Annotated in this window: 22 protein-coding genes; 14 read left to right on the forward strand and 8 right to left on the reverse strand. The window is 39.3% G+C overall.

The features are described from left to right. The first annotated feature begins 2 nt into the window (after positions 1-2). The 3 genes from rbbA to ICJ55_RS05640 are packed head-to-tail and all read left to right on the forward strand — an operon-like array spanning position 3 to position 5261. A complete protein-coding gene (gene rbbA, locus ICJ55_RS05630; protein WP_425168892.1) occupies positions 3-2738 on the forward strand; it encodes a ribosome-associated ATPase/putative transporter RbbA in 2736 nt (911 codons plus the stop codon). Next, a complete protein-coding gene (locus ICJ55_RS05635) occupies positions 2739-3863 on the forward strand; it encodes an ABC transporter permease (RefSeq protein ID WP_188155919.1) in 1125 nt (374 codons plus the stop codon). It begins immediately after the preceding gene. A gap of 3 nt (positions 3864-3866) precedes the next feature. Then, a complete protein-coding gene (locus ICJ55_RS05640) occupies positions 3867-5261 on the forward strand; it encodes an efflux transporter outer membrane subunit (protein ID WP_188155920.1) in 1395 nt (464 codons plus the stop codon). Positions 5262-5529: 268 nt separating this feature from the next. On the opposite strand, the gene ICJ55_RS05645 is transcribed toward ICJ55_RS05640, so the two are convergent. From ICJ55_RS05645 to ICJ55_RS05660, 4 genes are read right to left on the reverse strand one after another with little or no spacing between them, the layout of a single operon-like run. Beyond that, the gene (locus tag ICJ55_RS05645) at positions 5530-6552 is read right to left on the reverse strand and encodes a phage integrase (protein ID WP_188155921.1); all 1023 of its coding nucleotides are present in this window, start codon (positions 6550-6552) and stop codon (positions 5530-5532) included. A gap of 24 nt (positions 6553-6576) precedes the next feature. Further along, positions 6577-7500, reverse strand: coding sequence for a BRCT domain-containing protein (locus ICJ55_RS05650; protein ID WP_188155922.1), 924 nt, complete (start codon positions 7498-7500; stop codon positions 6577-6579). Positions 7501-7523: 23 nt separating this feature from the next. Beyond that, on the reverse strand, positions 7524-8324 hold the full coding sequence (locus ICJ55_RS05655) for a BRCT domain-containing protein (RefSeq protein ID WP_188155923.1): 801 nt from the start codon (positions 8322-8324) through the stop codon (positions 7524-7526). A 10-nt stretch (positions 8325-8334) separates the two neighbouring features. Further along, positions 8335-9021 (reverse strand): XRE family transcriptional regulator, encoded by a 687-nt coding sequence (locus tag ICJ55_RS05660; RefSeq protein ID WP_188155924.1) that lies wholly within the window; start codon positions 9019-9021, stop codon positions 8335-8337. A 117-nt stretch (positions 9022-9138) separates the two neighbouring features. Between ICJ55_RS05660 and ICJ55_RS05665 the strand changes: the two genes are divergently transcribed. From ICJ55_RS05665 to ICJ55_RS05710, 11 genes are all read left to right on the forward strand, one after another. Further along, positions 9139-9336, forward strand: coding sequence for a transcriptional regulator (locus tag ICJ55_RS05665; RefSeq protein WP_188155925.1), 198 nt, complete (start codon positions 9139-9141; stop codon positions 9334-9336). A 93-nt stretch (positions 9337-9429) separates the two neighbouring features. After that, positions 9430-9636 carry a hypothetical protein gene (locus ICJ55_RS05670; protein WP_188155926.1) on the forward strand — a complete coding sequence of 69 codons (207 nt, stop codon included), beginning with the start codon at positions 9430-9432 and terminating at the stop codon, positions 9634-9636. A 15-nt stretch (positions 9637-9651) separates the two neighbouring features. Next, entirely contained in the window at positions 9652-9882 is a 231-nt protein-coding gene (locus tag ICJ55_RS05675) for a hypothetical protein (protein WP_188155927.1), read from the forward strand. A gap of 14 nt (positions 9883-9896) precedes the next feature. Further along, entirely contained in the window at positions 9897-10025 is a 129-nt protein-coding gene (locus tag ICJ55_RS10740) for a hypothetical protein (RefSeq protein WP_279611686.1), read from the forward strand. Positions 10026-10028: 3 nt separating this feature from the next. After that, complete coding sequence (locus tag ICJ55_RS05680; RefSeq protein WP_188155928.1) at positions 10029-10247, forward strand: hypothetical protein; 219 nt, start codon at positions 10029-10031, stop codon at positions 10245-10247. Positions 10248-10265: 18 nt separating this feature from the next. Then, positions 10266-12641: a replication endonuclease gene (locus ICJ55_RS05685; RefSeq protein WP_188155929.1), complete on the forward strand. Its 2376-nt coding sequence runs from the start codon at positions 10266-10268 to the stop codon at positions 12639-12641. Positions 12642-12654: 13 nt separating this feature from the next. Then, on the forward strand, positions 12655-13110 hold the full coding sequence (locus tag ICJ55_RS05690; protein WP_188155930.1) for a pyruvate kinase: 456 nt from the start codon (positions 12655-12657) through the stop codon (positions 13108-13110). A gap of 9 nt (positions 13111-13119) precedes the next feature. Then, positions 13120-13590, forward strand: coding sequence for a single-stranded DNA-binding protein (gene ssb, locus ICJ55_RS05695; protein ID WP_188155931.1), 471 nt, complete (start codon positions 13120-13122; stop codon positions 13588-13590). A 27-nt stretch (positions 13591-13617) separates the two neighbouring features. After that, positions 13618-13986 (forward strand): DUF6378 domain-containing protein, encoded by a 369-nt coding sequence (locus ICJ55_RS05700; RefSeq protein ID WP_244141754.1) that lies wholly within the window; start codon positions 13618-13620, stop codon positions 13984-13986. Positions 13987-13992: 6 nt separating this feature from the next. After that, positions 13993-14130, forward strand: a complete 138-nt coding sequence (locus ICJ55_RS05705) for a hypothetical protein (RefSeq protein WP_188157734.1) — start codon at positions 13993-13995, stop codon at positions 14128-14130. A 9-nt stretch (positions 14131-14139) separates the two neighbouring features. Then, positions 14140-14658: a MazG-like family protein gene (locus ICJ55_RS05710; protein WP_188155932.1), complete on the forward strand. Its 519-nt coding sequence runs from the start codon at positions 14140-14142 to the stop codon at positions 14656-14658. A 5-nt stretch (positions 14659-14663) separates the two neighbouring features. Here the strand turns inward: ICJ55_RS05710 and ICJ55_RS05715 are convergent, their stop codons facing one another. The 4 genes from ICJ55_RS05715 to ICJ55_RS05730 form a co-directional block, all read right to left on the reverse strand. Beyond that, positions 14664-14849: a ribbon-helix-helix protein, CopG family gene (locus ICJ55_RS05715; protein WP_188155933.1), complete on the reverse strand. Its 186-nt coding sequence runs from the start codon at positions 14847-14849 to the stop codon at positions 14664-14666. A gap of 274 nt (positions 14850-15123) precedes the next feature. Further along, positions 15124-15408, reverse strand: a complete 285-nt coding sequence (locus tag ICJ55_RS05720; protein ID WP_188155934.1) for an Ogr/Delta-like zinc finger protein — start codon at positions 15406-15408, stop codon at positions 15124-15126. Positions 15409-15478: 70 nt separating this feature from the next. Further along, the gene (locus tag ICJ55_RS05725) at positions 15479-16513 is read right to left on the reverse strand and encodes a phage portal protein (RefSeq protein ID WP_188155935.1); all 1035 of its coding nucleotides are present in this window, start codon (positions 16511-16513) and stop codon (positions 15479-15481) included. Between the two features lie 2 nt (positions 16514-16515). Continuing rightward, positions 16516-18324: a terminase large subunit domain-containing protein gene (locus tag ICJ55_RS05730; RefSeq protein ID WP_188155936.1), complete on the reverse strand. Its 1809-nt coding sequence runs from the start codon at positions 18322-18324 to the stop codon at positions 16516-16518. Between the last annotated feature and the right edge of the window lie 59 nt (positions 18325-18383).

Raw genomic sequence — 18383 nt, forward strand, 5'->3', positions numbered from 1 at the left:
TGATGACTGAACTTGCGGTTAAAATTAGCAATCTTCGCCATACTTATAAAAACACAGTGGCGGTTGATAATGTTTCGCTTGAAATTCCGAAAGGCAGAACAGTTGGGCTGATTGGACCTGATGGCGTGGGGAAATCAACTTTGCTCTCGCTGATTGCCGGGGTAAAAATTCTTCAGCAGGGAAAGATTTCGCTGTTTGGTTTAGATGTAGCAAAAGCGAAAGACCGAGATATCTTAACCCATAAAGTAGCCTTTATGCCGCAAGGGTTAGGGAAAAACCTCTATCTCACGCTTTCTATTTACGAAAATATTGATTTCCACGCCCGAATGTTTGGGTTATCTCCAAGCCAGCGGAAAGCACGCATTCATCGCTTGCTAAAAGCAACGGGGCTGCTGCCCTTTGCCGATAGAGCAGCAGGTAAACTTTCAGGCGGAATGAAGCAAAAACTCAGCCTATGCTGTGCGTTAGTGCATAGCCCTGAATTACTGATTTTAGATGAGCCAACAACGGGAGTTGATCCGCTTTCACGCCGTCAATTTTGGGAGTTAGTTGAAGAGTTGCGTGCTGAAACACCAGAGATGACAGTGATTATCGCCACCGCCTATATTGATGAAGCCGAAGGTTTTGAATATGTGATGGCAATGGACGATGGTAAGCTAATTGTTGATAAACCCACTCAAACTGTTATTGCTGAAACAAACAGCCAAAATTTAGAACAAGCCTATATCAAATTATTGCCACCTGAAAAACGAGGGGCAGTAGATGGCTTGATTATCCCACCTTTTGAGCCATTAAAAGATGAGCCGCCTGTTATTGTGGCGGAAGGTTTAACCAAGAAATTTGGCGATTTTGTTTCAGTAGATAATGTGAGCTTCGTTATCCCTAAAGGTGAAATTTTCGGCTTTTTAGGCTCTAACGGCTGTGGCAAATCCACCACAATGAAAATGCTAACTGGCTTACTTGAGCCCACAGAAGGCTCTGCATTATTGCTTGGTCAGCCAATTGATGCGAGCAATATTGATACTCGAAAGCGAGTGGGGTATATGTCGCAAGCATTTTCACTTTATGAAGAGCTAACAGTACAAGAAAATCTTGAACTACACGCCAAACTTTATCAAATTCCGCGTAGTGAATGGTCTCATTATGTTAATAATGCAATGAACCAATTTGACCTTGCCGATTTAGCTGAGGAAAAACCTTTATCGTTACCACTTGGCATTCGACAACGCTTACAGCTTGCCGCTGCTTGTCTGCATAAACCTGAAGTGTTGATTTTAGATGAACCTACTTCTGGGGTTGATCCGGCAGCTCGTGATATGTTTTGGGAGTATTTAATTAAACTTTCCAGAGAAGATCGTATTACCATTTTCGTTACTACCCATTTTATGAATGAGGCGGCTCGTTGTGATCGCATTTCTTTTATGCACCGAGGAAAAGTACTTGGCGTTGGCACACCTGAAGAATTAAGGTTAGGCAAAAATGCGAAAACACTTGAAGAAGCCTTTATTATTTATTTAGAAGAGCAAAATGATGAAGTAACTGCTTCAAAAGAAACTGTTGATAACGAAGAGCAAGTAAATAGTTCATTACAAGCGGTCAAAAATCAGCAGTTTTTTGCAAATGGGCTGAGTGTCATCTGGACTTTTGCGGTGCGTGAAGGAAAAGAACTGTTAAGAGACAATATACGTTTACTATTCGCTTTGCTTGGACCACTGGTAATGCTGTTGGCGATGGGCTCAAGCATTTCTTTTGATATCAGACCTTTAAATTTTACCGTGCTTGATCACGATAATAGCTCAGAAAGCCGTAAATTGATTGAAGCCTTTTCCGGCTCGCCTTATTTTATTCGGCAAGACAATATTTATTCGATAGATGAGATAAACCTCAGCCTGCAAACGGGTAAGGTTAAATTAGTGCTAGAAATTCCGTCTGATTTTGGTCGGGATCTTTTAGCCCAAAGAATGCCTGAGGTAGGAATATTTATTGATGGAGCTTTCCCAAGTACCGCAGAGAATTTACAAGGCTCTGCACAGGGTGTTATCGGACAATATATAAAGGAAATGTTAAGAGAAAATGGCATTAGTGTGAATATGCCTTCTGTAACAGAGCCTCGAATGATCTATAACCAAGATTTCAAAAGTGTGTTTGCGATGACACCGGGCATTATTATGCTTGCGATGATGCTTGTGCCGCCAATGATGACCGCACTTAGTGTGGTAAGAGAAAAAGAGATGGGAACAATTATGAACCTCTACGGATCGCCTGCTTCTCAATTCCAGTTTTTGTTAGGCAAGCAGCTTCCTTATATCGCACTCTCATTTATCAGCTATTTAATTATGGTACTGGCAGCTATTTTTGTATTTGGGGTGCCGATTAAAGGCTCGATAACCGCAATGTTCTTAGGTGTGTTATTGGCAATTTGTGCTTCAACAGGTTTTGGCTTATTGGTTTCTAGTTTTGTGAAATCACAAGTAGCTGCTATTTTTGCCGCCGCAATTATTTCAATTGTACCGACTATTAACTTCTCTGGAATGATGTACCCTGTTTCTCGCTTAGATGAAAATGTACAGCTGGTTTCAAAGATTTTCCCTGGGGCTTGGTTTCAGCAAATCAGCTTAGGTGGTTTTACTAAAGGGCTTGGCTTTGCCGATTTCCTTCAACCTTATTTGGCATTGGCGGCGATTTATGCCGTTTACCTTGCATTAGCAACTTTTGCGTTGAAAAAACAGGAGAAATAAATGAACCGTTGGTTTAAAAATGTTGGTTTCCTTGCAGTTAAAGAGTTGAAAAGTTTATTTAGTGATAAGGTATTAGTTTTATTGATTATCTATATGTTTTCATTTGCCGTTATTACTATTGCGAAACAAGGGATGACCGATATTAAAAATGGCTCGGTGGGAATAATTAACTACGATCATTCAGCACTATCTTACCGTTTGAAAGATGCATTAATTCCGCCTTATTTCAAAATAGTGGAAGATATTGAGCCTCAAGCGGTTGATCGTGCAATGGACGTGGGGAAATATACCTTTATTGTCGAAATTCCGCCTAATTATCAACGAGATACCTTAGCAGGCAAAGAACCCAAAGTGCAGTTGTTGGTTGATGCAACAGCGATGACGCAAGCAAATATCGGGGCTCATTACATCAGCCAAATTTTTAGCCAAGAAATTCAGCGTTTTGTTGGTTCTACAGAAATGCCTGTTCCGTTCAATACCGCAATCAATGTGCTATATAATCCTAATTATGATAGTGCTTGGTTTATGGGAGCAGGGCAGATTGTCGGTAATCTTACCTTATTAACTTTGTTGCTTTCAGGTTCTGCGGTAATTCGGGAAAGAGAGCGTGGCACAATAGAGCATTTATTGGTAATGCCTGTTCGCTCAAGTGAAATTGCAGTATCAAAAATTCTTGCTAATGGTGTAATACTGTTAATTGTTACTTTATTCTCACTGAAATTTATTGTTTCGGGCTTTCTCGGTGCACCGATAAGCAATCAACAAATTGCGATTTTCATTTTAGGTGTGGCAATTTTTCTGTTTTCTATTGCTTCACTCGGCATTTTATTGGCGGTTTTTGCCCCCACAATGCCACAATTTGGCTTGCTCTGTATTCCGATTTATTTAGTTATGTATATGCTTTCAGGGGCAAATTCTCCGCTTGAAAATATGCCCCAATTGGCACAGCAATTAACGCAATTCTCGCCCACTACTATTCTGGGGAGTTATGCTCAAGATATATTATTTCGCAATGCAGGCTTAGATTTGGTATGGTTGCACTTAGTGAAAATGGCGTTAATTGGAGCAGTTTTTTTAGGCATCGCATTAATGCAATTTAAATCTATGCTATCTAAACAAGGATAAAAAATGAACCTCTATAAATTATCAACAATTGCAATTTTTACCGCTTTTTTGACCGCTTGTAATAGTATTACCGTCGATACCCAATCTTCCGTTGAAGTACCGCTTGAGTTTGATCAAACTCAAGCAGCTAAAGGAACGAATGAAATCCAACAATGGTGGAAAAACTGGAATGATCCGCAATTAACGGCATTGATTGAAAAAGGGTTAGCAAACAGCCTTGATATCAAACTCACCCAAGCCCGATTAGCGGAAGCTCAAGCCAACAGCCAATATACCGAAGCCGATAAAGGGATTAACATTGGGGCAAGTGGTTCTGTTGGTGGAGGTCTGATGGATATGGATACAGGTCTGTTTGATTCAAAACGATCTGATGCGGGAATAGCACAAGGTGGCATTTCTGCTTCTTGGGAACCTGATTTTTTTGGCAAAAAACGCAGCGATGCTGATGCCGCAAGAGCAGGAGCGTTAGCACGCCAAGAACAAGTTTATGGTGCACAGCTTTTAGTTTCCAGCAGTATTGCGGAAAATTATTTCCGAATTTATGCCATTGAGCAGCAACAAGAAATTCTTCGTAAAAATGTGTCTACCTTGAATGAACTACAGCGTTATATTCAAGGGCGTTTTAATGCAGGGCAGGCAACTGCGTATGAAATCAGTGAAATTAAAGCTCAAATCACTGCATTACAGGCTCAACAATCAATGTTACAATCACAAGCTGATGCCCTCACTCGTAATATTGCGGTATTGATTGGCTCTGTACCACAAGGTTTTCACATTGCCAAAAGTGGTAATCCATTAGCGAAAATTCCGGATAGCCCGAGTGGGCAAATGCCAAGTACGGTGATTGAACGCCGTCCGGATATAAGAGCAAATGCCCGTCAGGTAGAAGCAATGGCGGCTAAGCTTGCAAGTGCGAAAGCAGATCTTTATCCTCGTTTTGATATTCAGTTCTTAGGGCAGGGCGGTTATATCAAAATCAACAATGACCTCTCGCCGATTTCGGCTTTAGCGAACCTAGTGAGTGTTGGCGTGAAGCTCCCGATTTTTACCAATGGCAGAATTCAAGCGAATATCGATGCTTCAGATGCTCGCTTGCAAGCTGCGATGATTGAGTACGACAACAGTCTCTTAAAAGCACTTGGCGAGGTAGATTCGGCTTATCAACATCAAGCTAGTTTAAGTAAGCAAAGCCAGTTATTGCAAAATGCGGTAAAACAGGCTCAAAAGCAGGCAAACGATGCTCAAAGTCTGTTTAAATATGGCGAAAAAACCTTAGATGTAGTGATTAGAGCAAGAACGTTGGTATTGAATTATCAACAGCAACTTGTTCAATCTCAGCTTTCACAAGCCTTAAATTTAATTAGCTTGTATAAAGCACTTGGCGGAGGCTGGCGATAACTTACAAGCGGTGAGATTTTTTATTATTTTTGCACTTTTTGTTATTTTTGCAAAAAAGCCAACAAAAATGACCGCTTGTAAAGCGGTCATTCTGTCATAGTGAAAGATTATTCAGCCTTGCCGTAGTAGGCTTTTGTCATAATCTCTTCCAAACCTTAACAACCCCTTTAAAATCATAGTGTTATAGATATACCAACGCTTTAAAAATGGAAAATAAGGGAAAATAAAAGAAAATAAGGTAAGTTAATCGCCACTTTATCGCCACAAATTATCGGTTTACGAGAGGGTTTAAAGTGATGGCTTGCTCAAGGTGTGCCGGGGCAAAATGAGCATAACGCATCGTCATTTTGATGTCGGAATGCCCCAAAATATCACGCAATACTAAAATGTTACCGCCGTTCATCATAAAATGGCTGGCAAAAGTATGCCGTAAAACGTGGGTGGCCTGCCCCATAGGTAGGGTAATATCCGCTTCTTTAAGAGCTAATTTAAAAGCACGATGGCAAGCCTTATAATAAGTGCCGGCAAAAATTTTACCGCTAGTTTTCGGGATTAAATCATACAACTCTTGAGATATAGGAATCGTCCTATTTTTACCGCTTTTCGTACCAGCATAGGTAATTTTATACGGTATTAATTGAGATGATGTTAAATCCTGTGCTTCGCCCCACCTTGCACCGGTTGCCAAACAAATTCGCACGATAATAGATAAATACTTATTCCTTGATTTATCGCAAACATCTAATAAACGGTCTATTTCATCAGAACGCAAGAAGGCTAGATTTTTCTCTTTAACCTTAAAAGCTCGAATCTTAGCTAGAGGATTACCACCGCTCCATTTTCCCAGCCTTTCCAACTCCGAAAAAACAGCTCTCAAAATGGCTTGCTCTCGGTTTACTTGGCTTTCCTTTGGCACAATACCGCTTGAATCATTGACTATTTCCCCGTTTAAACGTTTGGCCCGATATTCTGCAAAATCGGATGTAGTAAAATCACGGGCGTAAGGGTCGCCAAAAACTTTACACATCCATTTTAATTTATCGTATCTTGCCGCACCGCCGGAAAGTGATTTGCCGTGTAATTCGTACCATAATTGACAAAGTTCAGATAGCTTTTGAGGCTGTTCTCGTCTGACTACTACGGCTTGAGCCAAAGGGCTATTCTCTATTTTTAGCTGATTATAAAAGCGATTCGCCTCCGCTCTAGCATCAAACCATTTACGAATCCTCTTACCATTTACATAGGCTTCGGCAAGCCATTTACCCCGGCTTTCATCTTTACGAACTGCCATATTAAAGAACCTTTATCTTGTAAGTTAGGAATGGATTAAGTTTTCAAAAATTTCACGTTCATCGCTAGGCATAAATTCTAGCCATTGATTTTCGGTGATAATCTTTAATTTAGCACCACGTTGTTGTAGTTCTTTAGCTTCTTCAATTTTCTTGCCAAATGAGGCTGTTCTCCAGTCATTCGAGCCAAGAGAACCAACAATCACTAATGTTGTTTGATATGACGGATTTTTGGTTGGTGTTGCATTTAGTGATTTAGCAAAAGCTTCACAAAGCCCCCTTGAACAAATAGAAAATTTTCCGGTAAAAACGATTTTAGAGTCTTTAATAGAGGCATTTTCAACTTTATCAAAGAAAAACTCTGATTCACTTAAAGATAACCCATCTACAACTTCTTCACTTGCCCCACCAAAGGCTATAATGAGCTGTTTTATTTTTTCTACGTCATCGTTAGATAATTCAATTCCTGCAAATTGCTCTAAAGTATCATAAAGAGTTCGACAGACAGGGTTAGTAGATAGATAACTCTTCTGATTCAGAAAATCTATTAATACATTAATTTCATCAATAGATATTTTTCCATCTGAAACAAGCCCTTTACAAAATCCTTGCAGGTAAAAAACATCATCTTCTATTTGAAAATGAACGTTCTCCATAAAAGAAGATGATAAAGATAAAATATGCTGAATTAATGTATCAATTTCAGATATTAAAGCATCAGGATTTAATATTTTTTCGTTATCAATAAAAGGCAGGATAAAGTTTTTTACTTCGTAGTAAACGGCTATAGATGTTTCATTAAATTTAAAGCTATCCGTAGCATTTAATAAAAAGGTATCAATAAAGATAGCCTCTTGCTTCTTAAATGTTAAATCACAAGCTATTCCATCAATAAGCCCACATAGTGTAAGAATAAAAGCTGCATTTCTTTTGTCGTTCAAGTCAGACATACCACCTCTATAAATATGATAGGTTATTTATTTATCCTAGATAAAAATTCTTTTTCACTAATAATTTCAGCATTTCGTCTTTCGGCTTCTATAATTTTCGCTGGTCCCGCATTGTTTCCACATACCAAATAATTTAAATTTTTCGTAATACTTTTTCTAACTCTATAGCCATTTAATTCTGCTAGAGCTTCTAATAGCTCTCGCTCTACTTTAGGAAAACCAGTAAAACAAATGTGAGGGGAGTTATCATTATAGTTAGTCGTAGTTTTTGAGGATTTATAATTATATTTACTCGTTTGATTGGTTTTATTTGATTCTAGCCATTTATCCTTTGATAGAATTTCGCCAGTTGAAATATCAATAATCTCGTTATTGATAGATTCAAGTCTAAAGGTTCTATACCCTTTCTTTTCTAAATCAAAAGCTTCCAAGTAAACATTATTGATAGTAACCACTTTTACATTTCTCAAAGTACTATTACCTTTAGAATCAGTGTACCAAAATTGAATATTTCCACTTAATAGAGAAGTTTCTAATGTTTCATTTGGTTTTGTTAATTCAGCAGTATTAGTATCTTTTAATTTTTTGTGTGTAATGCCTTTTAAGCAATAAATGAATAAACTAGTGAATAGTACGACCAGTACAAGAGATGAGGTATAATTTTTTTGATCTATTTGAGAACTAATTAATCCACCAATAATTAAACCTAAAAATATCCCAAGCGGAACACCTAACCAGTAAGAAAGGTTTCGTTTTTGTTTCCAATAACGAGGCAGTATAAAACTAAATGAAGGAGCAAAGATAAAGAAAAGTAAAATATCCATATATTTCCACCTAAACCCTTCTAATATGCCCTTGCATAAATTCCACTTTGCCGTGAATTTTGAATTTATGCTCGTTTTCTTTTTTGATTTCCCATTCTTTATAGCGTGGGTTATCTGAAATCACTAACAACACATCGCCGGCAAACTGCAAGCGTTTCACATATAAATTCTCGCCGTAGCTAAACACATAAACGCCATCGCCCTGATAGGCTGATTTTGTGGTGTCCACGAATAGCAAATCGCCGCTACCGATGGTTGGTTCCATTGAGTCGCCATCTACATTGATAATGGATAGCCCTTTTGCATTTGCCCGCTGAAAGACTTGAGCAAAATAGGCATTTTCAAATTCAACGGCGTGCGTGTATGAAGTTAAATCGCCGGTTATAAAACTGCCATTGCCGGCAGAGGCATACACATCTAACACTTCAAGGCGAAACATTGGCTTTTCATCTTCGTAAGCGGTCGGGTTATCTTCTAATTTTGCAAAATCAGGAGCTTCACCTTTGCCTGTTTTTAGCCATTCGACTGATACGTCTAGAGCATCCGCAATTTCAACAATGTATTTTGGATTAAGGGTTTCTCCATTCACGATTTTAGATATAGCAGGTTGTGTAACCCCCACCATTTTTGCAAATGCGTTTAGAGATAAATTTTTTTGAGCAAGCAAATTACTCAGACGACTTGATAAATCAGACATAACAGCTCCTTTTTTTGAATGTTAATACTTTAGTTTTAAAAAATCATTAAAATAATAGTTGCAAATATAAAACTCAAGTATTAATATGCTTAAAACTAAGGTAATAGGTTGAGTGGTATGAATGAGAGTATTAAAAAAGCAGTATCAATTTTAGGTAGTCAAACTAACCTTGCAAACGCTTGTGGAGTTACTCAAGGAGCGGTGCAGAAATGGCTAAACGGCGGCGGGATTTCCGCTGAATATCTACTAAAAATCGAATCAGCCACCAACGGGCAAGTCACGATTCGGGCAATTTGCGAGGAGTTGGAGAAGTGAAACATTTTCTACAAATCATTCTTGAAATAATGCTTTTCTTCGGGGCGTTCATTTTCTGTATGTCCATTGGATTTATGTTTTCCGGAGGGTGAAATGGAGCAACCGCTAGTAATCCAAATCGGGGCAACCGTGCCTGTGATGACTTATGACAGATTCGCAGAATCGGTCGGAATGTCGGTAGATTGGGTAAAAGACCAAGTCGAGGCGGGCAAAATCCCGGTTATGCCGAAAAAAGGCAAAGAAAAGCCCTTAATCAATTTAGCCAAATATTGGCAAATGGCATTCACTCAACCTTATTAGTTATGAGGAAACAGTATGACAGACGAAGCATTATTACACCCCTTAATTCGTGCAGGATTGCCAAAAGCTCGGCAACGTATTAAGCATTATAAAGAACAAGGGCTAATTACCTTACAAAACGGAGCCGTGAGCCTGGTAAAACTGGCTGAACAGCAAATTAAAGATTTTGCTGCTTGGAAAAAGAGGGAGTCCTCTAAAAAGACTTATCAGCGATTACAACAGCGAGCTGCTTTAGTGCAGAAATAAGAGAGGAAAGTAAAATGAGCCGTAACCGTGAATTATGTGAAATGTTCCACCGCTTGTGGTGCAAATGGGGTAGCCGTTATGCCTACCGTCAATACCAAGCCTTTTCGGTGCGTTATCGGCACGAAATAAACCAAGAGGGATAGAAAATGCCATTCATTGCCGTAAGCAATTTCAAAATTAAGAAATTACCACCCGAAAGCAACCCGCACTACCACTTATATAAAGACAATATGCTGATTTTTAGTGCATCAAGCCTTGATGAAACATTAAATCACTTGTTCTACAGGTGGCAATACGAACAGCGATTACAAATCGCAAAAATGGAAGCTGAAACCGAAATAAAAATAACGGTATCGGAAAGATGATAAACCTATCAAAGAGAAATGAAAATGAACCGTGAGCAGTTGAATTTAGTAATGGATGGCAAACAATGCCATAAAAGCGTAAATTCCACTGCTCACGGTTTATCTATTCAGGCGTGGAACTACGAAGCGAGAGAAAAAGAGGTAGATGAGCAACGTGCAAAACACGCTGCGGAGGTTATCGCATTGCGAAAACCACGCAAAATTCAACCGCTTGCACTAGCAGATACAGACCCACAAAGCACCCCACTACAACAAGAACTATTTTCAGCGATTCCGAAAGATCACTACTATTTCGTTGAATCACTGATCCAAAAACTACCCACCAAACGTCAAAGGGAACACTTCAGAGGCTTATATCTCAAAGAGCTGAAATCAGTAAAAGATGACGGCTCTATCGCCTTTCGTTCCGGCTTAAAGCAAATCACATACGCCAACAATTTTATTAGAGAGTTGGTGCAAGACCGTTTGGGGTTAGTATTCAAACAATACCGCATAGACCTCACCTATCTATCTAAATCACTTAGCGAAAAATGGGAATGGGCGAAAGAGCATTACACCACTCAAGGGGAATATTTTAACTATACCCCCGAAATTACCAAGGCACACGACAAAGCAGAGCTATTAGCAGACAAAGAGAACTATCTGCCGTTTTACCTTATCCCAAACAGTAAGCTAGAACACCTAGCTGAAGATGTAGCAAATATTTTTCAACAAATCCAAGTGAGCTACTTCACCGCCCTAGCGGAAAGTGGAAAAGCGTTTAGCGATAGAGATTTGGAATCTGTGCTAGATGAAATCTATAAGAAGTGTGGCGACCTATGCGAAAGTGTGGGCTTTCCCTATTACTACTGGGAGAGCTATCAAGCTAAAACTGAAAAGGGTGAAGAACCAAGTCAAAAATCAATGGAAACCGCACTGAACAAGGCAGTATGCAAAAAGCATTGGGTGAGAACGTTCAACAAAATTCAAGCCCAACTTTTGGAGCATTTACGCATTGCTTGCGGTGAGGTGAACACGAAAACCCCTTACGTTTCAAACGACCATTTCAGCTTCTACTGCGGCAAGCAGGCAGAGGCTTTACGATTTCTCAAAAACAGTATTTTGGTGAACGTAGAGAACGAGGAAGAGCAAATCGAACTGTTCGATATGTGGTTTCGCTCTAATTCAAACCCCATCAAACGCCGTTACGAAATGATGACCCGTTTGCGTGGTGTGGAAGAGTGGGCGGAAGAAAACGGTTACCAAGCCCTATTTTTAACGCTTACCGCTCCATCATCATTCCACGCCCAACACAGCAAAGGCGGCAGAAATAAGAAATGGCAAGGTTCAAGCCCGAAACAAACCCACAACTATTTAAATAAGGTGTGGCAAGAGTTCCGAGCCTTATTAGCAAAACGCAAAATCGACCACAAAGGAATGCGGGTGGCAGAGCCTCACCAAGACGGCACGCCACACTGGCACTTGTTGAGCTATGTGCCACAAGAACACGTGGAAGAGTTTATTGAGCTATTTGAACGTAAAGCCCTAGAGCTAGATGGGGATGAAAAAGGAGCGGCAGAACACCGCTGCAAGGTTGAGCTATGCGACAAAACCAAAGGCAGTGCAACTGCTTACATTGCGAAATATATCGCTAAAAACATTGATGGCTTTGATGAAGATGATCTGACATCAGACGAAGCACCGGAAATTGACTTCAAAGATAACGCAAAGCGTGTGAAAGCGTGGGCGAGCCTTTGGGGGATTCGCCAATTCCAGTTTTACGGTGTGGGGTCTGTTAGCGTTTGGCGAGAATTAAGACGTTGCACGCTTGGCAATTTTGAGGGCGACAAATTTATGGAAGACCTTTTCATTTATGCTGACAACGCAGAATACGCCTGTTTTATGGATAAACAAGCCAAAGGCAACATAAAGCAAGCACCGGTTAAGCCTTATTACGAAGAAACAGAGGAGAACAAGTACGGCGTAGTAAACAAGAAAATCAAGGGACTGTTTAATCAGTTTAAGCAAGTTGTTTCAGAGGGTGTGAAATTTATTACAACCCGTCTGAAATCTTACCGCATAGAACGAAAATCTAAGGCGGTAAATAGTGCTGCTCCTGAACAGGAGCAAGCACAAACAAACACAGGGCGAAGCCCTGCTTGGACTTGTGTCAATAACTGTAACCCTAGTAATAGCAAGGGTTCGGAGAGTGAAACAAGTCAAAAAGTGGCTATTTTCTTAAGAAATCATCCTAAAGAATTGAAACGGTTAAATAATGCACTAATTTTGCAAGCTATACCGCAAAAATTCATCACTGATTACAAGAAAATGAGCTTAATTCTAGGCGGAGAAATCCAACTTTACGGCAACGCACGCATAAAATTCAATGGGTGTGAGCTGGTATTTACACAATAAGAGGGAAACAAAAATGAAACCATTTAATTTAGAAGAAGCATTGGCTGGGGAACCGGTAAAATTAAGAAGTGGCAGAAAGGCCTATATTAAATATAGCTTAAAAGCAGAAAAAGTAGAATGCGGTGTTTATTCAGAAATACAAGGATATGTATTAAATGAACGCAATCAATTTTTATATGCTTGCTCTTGGACTGAAGAAGGTAATTATTACGATTTTAATAGTGAGGATGACATCATCGGAATGTGGGAAGAACAACAACCACGCATAACACTCAACTTGCCTGCTCCACTCAAAGAACCCCGTGAAGGTATGTGTTTCATTAAATGGGGAATGATTTATAAATCAAATTGGGTGAAAAGTACTCCATTGAAATGTATGGAACAAGAAAGACTTAAGGAAGGAGGCTATTTTGCAAACGAGCAAGACGCTCAAGAATGGATTGACGCAATGAAAAACAACCGAGCATAAGGGGGAATTATGGCAGGCGTAAATAAAGTGATTTTGGTCGGCAATCTTGGAGCCGATCCAAAACTCAATAATGAACAAGATATTGAGAAGTTAGCGGCTCGAATTTCGATTGCCACAAGCGAAAGCTGGCAAGACCAACGTACAGGCGAAAAGGTAGAGAAAACCGAATGGCACAGCGTGGTGTTATGGCGAAGACTGGCGAAAATTGCGAGCGATTGGCTACGCAAGGGGGATAAAGTCTATATAGAAGGCAAACTGCAAACCCGAAAATGGACGGACAATAACGGCGTAGAACGTTATACCACCGAAATTATCGCAAGCAGTCTTCAGATGTTAGGCACAAAAGGCGAAAGAACCGCCCCAACTAACAACGCACCAAAGCCACAAGATGGCGAGGTAATGACAGATGAAGAGCGACAAGAGGCACAACAAGCCCAACAGCAATCATCTCAAAATTTTGATGATGATATACCGTTCTGAATTACATATAACTAAAAGGGAATAACAATGAAAGAAAAATATTGGATGATGCAGATGGATTATGATGAAAATGTAATAAGACGACTACAAGAACGTTTTAAACCTGGGAGATTACTATGGAGAGACATCGAAATGGAAAAAACTAACCAAATCCAACAAACCTTAAACGAGCGAGGCAAAAATTACGGCAGTTTTGATGATGTTGCCGCAATGAGCCAACAATTAAAAGCGGTGTTGCTTGATAGCAACACTCATTTAGAACCACATCAAAGAGAGGCCGGCGAGATGATTTGCGTGAAATTGGCACGCATTTTTGCTGGCAAGAATCCGAGTTATGAAGATAACTGGCGAGATATTGCCGGTTATGCGATGTTGGGCGGAAAATTGGAGGGGTAATTGCGAATGGGGAATCAATCTATAAATGTGAGAGTAGATAAACCGATTGCCATTGACGGCTTGAGAGGTAGGGGCAGAGCCTATAAAAAATGGATTTCGGGAGAAGTGGTGCAGTTTTGTTTACGGTGGAATGTGAAGAATTAGGAGTGAAAAATGGAAACATTAAATGAATTAATTAACAATATAGAAAAATGGGCTGAAGAGCGAAATTTAATTGATGGTTCAACACCCCAAAAACAATTTGTTAAACTTATGGAGGAGTTCGGCGAATTGTGTTCGGGAGTATCTAAAAATAAATCGGATGTTATTATTGATAGTATTGGTGATTGTCTTGTTGTTACAATTATATTAGCTTGTCAGATAAGAGCTAATAGATGGTTTATTGAAAAGGCTGTAGTTGATGCAGATTACTCAACTGAAAATAATGAGTTTATTTGTATAAGGCTAGCAGGTGTTTTGGGTAATTTATCTAAATTACTTATGTTCAGAAATGGTACTTTTCACAGAAATGAGGTGTATTCTAATTTTTATGAAATAGCATATTTTCTAAATAAATTGGCCCTGAATAAAGAAATGGATTTAGGAAAATGTTTAGATGCTGCTTGGCAAGAAATTAAGGATAGGAAAGGAAAAATGATTAATGGGGTGTTTGTTAAAGAGAGTGATTTATAGGGGCATTACGCCCCTTTTGATTGTTTGAATAATTCAACCGCTTGCATAATGAGTTGATTTTGTGGAATGTTGTATTGAGCGGATAACTGTTCTAGTTCAGTGATAAAGCTAATCGGGAGTTTAAAGCCTTTGACTTTTACACCTCTTCTTTCATCACTTAGTGCTTTTAATTGATTGGTTGACAATTTCATTTTTATTCTCCATAATTTGAAGAACTAGGGAGCGGTCACTCCCTAGTAAGTTATCAAATTAGTAAGCTGGCATAGACCAGAGTAATAAGATGATAACCAGGATAATGTACTTCAACATTAGATTATCCTTCTTCATTTGTAAGGTTTAAGCCTTACGCTCACTTTCAAGCTATCCCTTGAAAGTGAGGTTATTATATTCGGTTTACCGAATAAATCAATAAAGAAATACAAAAAATCCGAGAAATTTTTAGTTTCTCGGATTTTTATTTATACCTTATGCAAAACTCTCTTTCTGTTTTGGACTTGGCGTAATCAGTTTAAATAATTCGTTTTTATCTGCTTCGGATAATTTATTCACCAAATATTTAAATAACCCCTCTTTTGTTAATTTGCTAGTGCTGGTGGTATGGCTAAATTCTAAATTCATTACAAACTTATGCCCGCAATCGGGATTTCTACAAGTACAATACAATTTCTTAAAATTACTATGAATATTTTCAGTTTTTGTAATAAATGCTTTAGAGCCACATTCGCAATAAATATCTAAAATTTTCGCCATAATAAACACCCTTTCTTATCATTTAATATATTGATAAATATAACAAAAAACAGATGATTTTTATATGGATTTATTCTTGATTTTGGAGCTTTTTAAACTTGACTTGCATTGATTTTTTAATTTCAAAATCGCTGTTAATTGCCTCTTCGATAATTTCTTGTAAAGGGAATACTTCGTCGAGTTGATAAGCCTCACGATATTTCAAAGGGTCGCCCAATCCACCGCTATTACTTGGGATGATGCCGCCTAATCCGGGCGGGAAACGGTGGGCAGTTAGTACATCTTGGGCTGATATATTTTTAATATTCGCAAACTCATCTTTAGTGCCGGTATCTCCTATCGGAATTAATTTTACCCCGTCCGGGCTACCATCGGGGATATTAATAAACATAGATTTAAAATTCCCAACGCCCTTTGCCTTTTCAATTTTTTCTTTGATTTCTTTCTCCATATCTTCCGACAAGTCCGGGTCAGTAGTATAAAGAATAAAGCCCATATGAGCCCCATTGCTAAAATAACGACGGCGAAATGTAGTGGCATCTGAATTAAGTAAAGCAGATTGAATACCGCCGACATAATCGGGGGAGCCGTAAACTTGCTGAATCGGGTCATATAATTTAATGAAAATAATGTCTTTTTCATCATATTGATAAATTTCAGAAGCGGTATCATAAAGCGATTTTTTCATTAAATACGAATAGCCGCCGTCTTTTTTAACTCGCATATAAAGTGATGATAGTGGGTGTAGTTTGACTACTTGCCCAAAGCCATTACGTAGTTTTAGCAATGCGACATCACCAAACTGAATTAGATTTAGGCAAGCTGCTCTCATTTCCATTCGGGATAGTGCCGGGCCGCCTAAATAGCCACTGCTGACCATATTAGAGCGGCTATTTAAAATGCCGCCGTGTTGTGCATTTTGATACGGTAATTTTGCTAACGCGTGGCGATTAATCGGGGGGAGATGGCAGTTATAGTGATTGTCAAAGCCCAAACCCATATAATCTAATGCCGGTGCGGCGGTAATATCCCAAGCCCGGTCATTAATCGAGAAAACTCGCATTCCGTTATTGGTTGATTGATTCGTTTTTTTGTTTTTTTGCATAACTAAAGACCCCAGCTACTACGCCGTTTTTTCGTGGTTAATGATTTTTTGTTAATTGCATTACACATCGCCCAAAACACATCAGCGTGCTGATTCTGTGCGGTGCGTTCCGCAATAAAAGTTGTTTTCTCGCCTGATCTCGTTGTGGTCTGTTTCACCATTAAAAATGAGGCAGCAATATCAATTTCTTTATTCGACCAAGTGATATTTTCAGATGTCACCAAGTCGTGCATTTTTAATACCATTCCTGTTTTTACTTCAGGATTGTAATTCAGCGGCACAGCCTCACGCCGGGCAAATTCTTTCACTTCCTCATAAACCCCATAGCCGACTCCGGTCGCATCTATCCCTAAATAAGTGATATTGTATTTTTCAAACAACCCTTTTATTTGTTGGGCTTGCCATTTATACGATAAGCCGTGCCATTGATGCCGTTCTAAAAGCCTAAATGTCTCTTTAGGTAGCACAGGCGGTGCAATAATCACAAAACAGGCGGCATCTTGGCTATGTGCCGGGTCATATCCAGCCCACACTTCACGCATTCCGAATGGGTGTTCTGCACTAGGTTCAAAGTCTTTCCACGTTTCAATATCTACGCCACATTTAAGTAATTCTCCGATTTTGAAAATACTGTTCGCATCGTCAATCCACACGCACATAAAAAGCTGATTAAAAACGTGCCGATTGTATTTCTGCTTAAGTTTTTCAATATTAAATAAATCGCAACCGCCTTTTTCAGCATCTTCAATCGTAACGACATAACGCCATACACCGTCCGGACAAACTCGTCCGCCGTCTCGATATTCCTCAAAGGTCGGGAAAATCACATTCTTGCGTTTAGGGTCATCACTTTTCCATTTATCACCCGACCAAAACGCATAAGATGGGTGAAATTTTGAAGACGGCGTAGAAAAATACGTTTCACGCCATCTTTCGTGTGTAGCCATTGCTGAAGATACATCGTGGAAACGGTTAAAATCACGAATCCAAGCATATTCATCACCGTAAACGTGACCGCTATTACCTTGTGCTGTGTTGGCATTAGTGGCTAAAAAATGCAGTTCAGCCCCATTACTTAAAATAATCGGATTGCCTTTTAATTCCACATCGAAATACTGGCGAGCCATTTTTACGATGTAGTTCTTAAAAATTTCCGATTGTCGCTTGGAGGCAGATAAGAAAATTTGGTTGTCGCCGGTCAAAACGGCATCTTCAAACCCTTCAAACGAGAAGTAATAGGTCATCCCGATTTGTCGGGATTTTAGAATATTTCTAACATCCTGATGTTTATTGGCCCTTGCGTGTTTCTGATAGTCAAAAAGTGAATCAACAAACGGCTGGAACATTTCAGGCGTAATGTGCGAAATATCGTTTTTAACCGCTCTTTTTTTCTGCTTTTTCTCACCTTTTTCAGTGCCATCACCGCTATCAGCAAAATTTGCAAAACTTTCACCAAAATTGACCGCTTGCTGTTTAGCTTGCTTAGCCTGTTGGGTGGCTCGGAGTTTTTTGTACTCCAAATCCTTGTCAATTAAGGCGTTCAGCTCTTTGATTTCGTTTTCGCTTTTGCCCTCACGTTCGGTTAAGGCAACGATACGCAAAGCGATTAATTCTTCAATGCCGCTTTCACTAATTAAGTTTCGCCAGTTGTATTTTTCAGCCCAGTAGTAAATAGGGCGAGTCGAGTTTAAGCCTAATTCGGCTGCAATCTCTTTGGGCGTATGCTTTTTTAAATACAAGAATTTTGCGGCGTAAATCGTTTCATCATCGTAACGCGATGATTTACGCATTCTTAATTTTTTCTCTGCCATATCTCTTTATTCTTATTTTTATTGGATATACAGCCGTATTTTGGCAAGAAACAAACACA

This window comes from Mannheimia bovis (assembly GCF_014541205.1).
GTDB classification, from domain to species: Bacteria; Pseudomonadota; Gammaproteobacteria; order Enterobacterales; family Pasteurellaceae; genus Mannheimia; species Mannheimia bovis.